We start from the raw sequence: 3,641 nt of genomic DNA, 5'->3' as shown, positions 1-3,641 counted from the left end.
GCGGGTGACGGGCGCACGGTGACGGTGCCGTCGGTGACATCCGCCGTCACGTAGGCGGCCGGGTTGAGCAACGGGTGGAGGGCCAGCAGGCCGGCGGCGTCCTTCACGCCCAGCGCCCGGGACAGCCGGTCCGCGCCGATCCCGGCGACACCGATGAGCTGCTTGGTGCGGATCTTCGCCAGCTCGGCCTCGGTCTCGACGCGTTCCGCGACGGCCAGTGCGAAGGCGCGGTCGAGCAGGTGCATCTGCAGGCAGACCTCGTCGGCGATCCGGACCAGCGCCGACTTCGAGAACGCGGCGAAGTCGATGTCGGACAGCAACGGGCCGCTGTAGTCGGCCCGTCCGTCGTCGGAGGCGTCGATCGGGTCGAGGACCAGCGTCGCGGCCTGTGAGCGCTCGTTGACCTCGAGCGCCGGGATCGGCTGGGCCTCGGGGTGTGACTCGTCGATGATGACGCTCCACGCGCAGTGCGGGCTGGCCCCGCCGGCGATGGCCGCAGGGGAGCGGGGCGGCCGGTGGATCGGCCGGATCTGGGCCTTCGGGTGCGAGGCGACCGCGGTCGCGTCGAAGGTCGGGTCCTCGATGTCGTGGCACATGGAACGGACGTAGTCCTCGCCCATCGGCTCGACGTCCATCAACGCACCACAGTGGTCGAGGTGGAACTCGCCGTGCCACGGGTCGTGCACCGTGTAGCGGAAGTCCATGAACTGCGGGGGAGCGCCGATGTCGAGCTGCAGCCCCTTGAAGATCGTCACGACGTCGCCCAGGCCGGGCACCTCGGGCGCGTAGCCGAGCGCCGCCTGCATCCGGCGCGTGTAGATCGGGCTCGACGCCGCCCACTCCTCGATCGCGACCTGCGCCATCTCCTCACGACCGAACGCCGCGATGCACCACGCCATGCCGGAACGGTCGATCAGCTGCCCCATGAGGAGCAGCTCGGGCACGAGGACGGCGAGCTCGGCCCGGCTCAGGTCGGCGTACCGGCTCGCCATCAGGAGCCCGACAGGTTGAGGCGCGTGGCCAGCTTGTCGAGGTACGTCATCACGGCCGTCTCGTCGGAGTCCGGGACACCCCAGATCAGCTCGGAGGCGCCGGCGGCCATCCAGTCGGCGAAGTCCTCGGCCTCGGGCCGCTTCGCCACCAGGATCCGCACGTCCGGCTGGCCGTCGCGGCCCGCGTCGGCCCACGCCTTGCGGAGCTTGTCGGCGTTGGCCGCCACGTCGCTGGTCGTGGGCGTGGTCATCCAGCCGTCCGCGTGTGCGGCGATCCAGGCGAAGGTCTTCGGGCCGGCACCGGCGCCGATGATCACCGGGATCTGGCCCTGCGGCGGCTTGGGGTAGGCCCAGCTCGGCCCGAACGAGACGAACTCGCCGTCGTACGACGCCTCTTCCTGGGTCCAGAGCGCGCGCATCGCCTCGAGGTACTCCTTGAGGACGGTACGACGCTTCTCGGCAGGCACGTGGTGGTCGGTCAGCTCGTCGGTGTTCCAGCCGAAGCCGGCGCCGATGGTGACCCGGCCGCCGGAGAGGTGGTCGAGCGTGGCGAGGGTCTTGGCCAGGGTGATCGGGTCGGACTCCACCGGGAGCGAGACCGCGGTGGACAGGCCGATCTTCGTCGTGACGGCGGCGCAGGTGGCCAGCGAGACCCACGGGTCGAGGGTGCGCAGGTAACGGTCGTCGGGGAGGTCCTCGCCGCCCGTCGGGTGCAGCGCGTCGCGCCGGACGGGGATGTGGGTGTGTTCGGGCACGTAGATCGTGTCGAAGCCCCGCTCCTCGGCGGCCCTGGCGAGATCGGCCGGCGTGATGCCGCGGTCGGAGGTGAAGAGAACGATGCCGTTGCGCATGCGTCCACAATAAGAACACGTTCTAGAAATGTCTTGCCTCTGGCCGAAACGTCTCCTATGTTGGACACATGTCCAGTCAGGTGTTCGAAACCCCGAGGCAGGGGCTCAACCCGCGTCAGGCCGAGACGGTCGAGAAGTTGCTCGCCGCCGGGCTCGAAGAGCTGCGAGCGGTCGGCCACGAGGCCATGACCGTCCGCACGGTAGCGGTACGCGCCGGGGTGTCGACCGCGACGGCGTACACCTATCTCGCCTCGAAGAACCACCTCTTCGCCGAGCTCTTCTGGCGGCACCTGACCGCCGACGAGGTGCGCGCACCCCAACCGGGCGCCACCGCCGTCGAGCGGCTGCAGGCCACGGTCCGGGTGCTCACCGCCCGGCTGCGGGAGGAAGAGGCGCTGGCCGCGGCGGTCACCCCTGCCCTGCTCGGCAGTGACCCCGACGTGGCGCGGCTGCGTCTCAAGATCGGTGGCGAGTTCCTGGCGAGGTTCGAGGCCGCCCTCAGGGACCCGGACCAGCCGGACATGCCGGCCGACCCGGCGGTGCTCGACGTCCTTGCCATGACCTTCATCGGCGCCCTCCTCCAGGTCGGCATGGGCCTGATGACCTACGACCAGCTCGCCGAGCGGCTCTCCTCCGCCGTCGACACGATCCTGCGAGGCAACTGATGGTTTCGACAAGCTCAACCACCGGCTCCCCACTGGTGCTCGACCCGTACGACTACGACTTCCACGAGGACCCGTACCCGCTCTACGCCCGTCTCCGGGACGAGGCCCCGCTCTTCCACAGCGAGGCCGACGACTTCTGGGCGCTGACCCGTCATGCCGACGTCTTCGACGCCTTCCGTGATGACGCCACCTTCTCCAACCAGATGGGCGTCACCCTCGATGCCAGTGCCTGGAGTCCCGACGCGCACCGGGTGATGTCGTTCCTGGCCCTCGACGGCGCCGAGCAGTCGCGGATCCGTCGCCTGGTCTCGGCCGCCTTCACGCCGCGCCGGGTGCGCGAGCTCGAGCCCGAGGTGCAGCGGCTGACCGAGCACTACCTCTCCCAGGCACTCCTCGACAACGCCGAGAACGGCGAGGTCGACTGGATCTCCACCGTCGCCGGCCGCCTGCCCATGGACGTCATCTCCGAGATGATGGGCGTGCCCGTCTCCGATCGCGACGAGGTACGACGCCTCGCCGACCTCCTCGTCCATCGTGAGGCCGGCGTGCGGGACGTGCCGCCGGCCGGGATGGAAGCGGCGTTCGCACTCTTCGGGTACTACGCCGAGATGGTGAAGCAGCGCCGAGCCGCCCCGTCGGACGACCTGACCTCGGCGCTGGTCGAGGCAGAGCTGGACGGCGACCGGCTGACCGACCAGGAGATCATCGCGTTCCTGACCCTGATGGTGGTGGCCGGCAACGAGACGACCACCAAGCTGCTCGGCAACGCGCTCTTCCACCTGTCGGCCCACCCGGACCAGCAGGCGACCGTCTTCGCGCCGTCGGCCGGGACGGACCTGGTCGCGCCGTGGGTGGAGGAGACGCTGCGCTTCGACACCTCGACGCAGATGCTGGCCCGCTACGTCACGAAGGACGTGCACCTGCATGGGCGGACGATGCCGGCCGGGTCCAAGCTGCTGTTGTTCCTCGGTGCCGCGAACCGCGACGAGCGGGTGTTCACCCGGCCCGCCGACTTCCTGATCTCGCGGTCCCGGGAGGAGCTGAGCGAGAGCCTGAGCTTCGGCACGGGGCGGCACTTCTGCCTCGGTGCGAACCTGGCGCGGCTCGAGGCGCGGATCGTGCTGGCCGAGCTG

Annotated in this window: 4 protein-coding genes; 2 read left to right on the top strand and 2 right to left on the bottom strand. The window is 70.1% G+C overall.

Annotated features, from left to right (window positions below; genetic code table 11):
• Positions 1–992 (bottom strand): hypothetical protein (locus ACOADB_RS07025; RefSeq protein WP_378597250.1); only part of this gene is annotated, 992 nt, incomplete at its 3' end.
• Positions 992–1,843 carry an LLM class F420-dependent oxidoreductase gene (locus tag ACOADB_RS07020; RefSeq protein WP_378597248.1) on the bottom strand — a complete coding sequence of 284 codons (852 nt, stop codon included), beginning with the start codon at positions 1,841–1,843 and terminating at the stop codon, positions 992–994. The genes ACOADB_RS07025 and ACOADB_RS07020, both read right to left, overlap by 1 nt.
• 68 nt (positions 1,844–1,911) lie before the next feature.
• Between ACOADB_RS07020 and ACOADB_RS07015 the strand changes: the two genes are divergently transcribed.
• Complete coding sequence (locus ACOADB_RS07015; protein ID WP_378597246.1) at positions 1,912–2,508, top strand: TetR/AcrR family transcriptional regulator; 597 nt, start codon at positions 1,912–1,914, stop codon at positions 2,506–2,508.
• A partial coding sequence (locus tag ACOADB_RS07010; RefSeq protein WP_378597244.1) for a cytochrome P450 occupies positions 2,508–3,641 on the top strand: 1,134 nt, incomplete at its 3' end. The genes ACOADB_RS07015 and ACOADB_RS07010, both read left to right, overlap by 1 nt.

Origin of the sequence: Nocardioides sp. CPCC 206348, assembly GCF_048654705.1 — a bacterium.
Classification (GTDB): Bacteria; Actinomycetota; Actinomycetes; order Propionibacteriales; family Nocardioidaceae; genus Nocardioides.
Note: the sequence above shows the minus strand (reverse complement) of the source record. Positions and strands in the feature narration are given on the sequence as shown.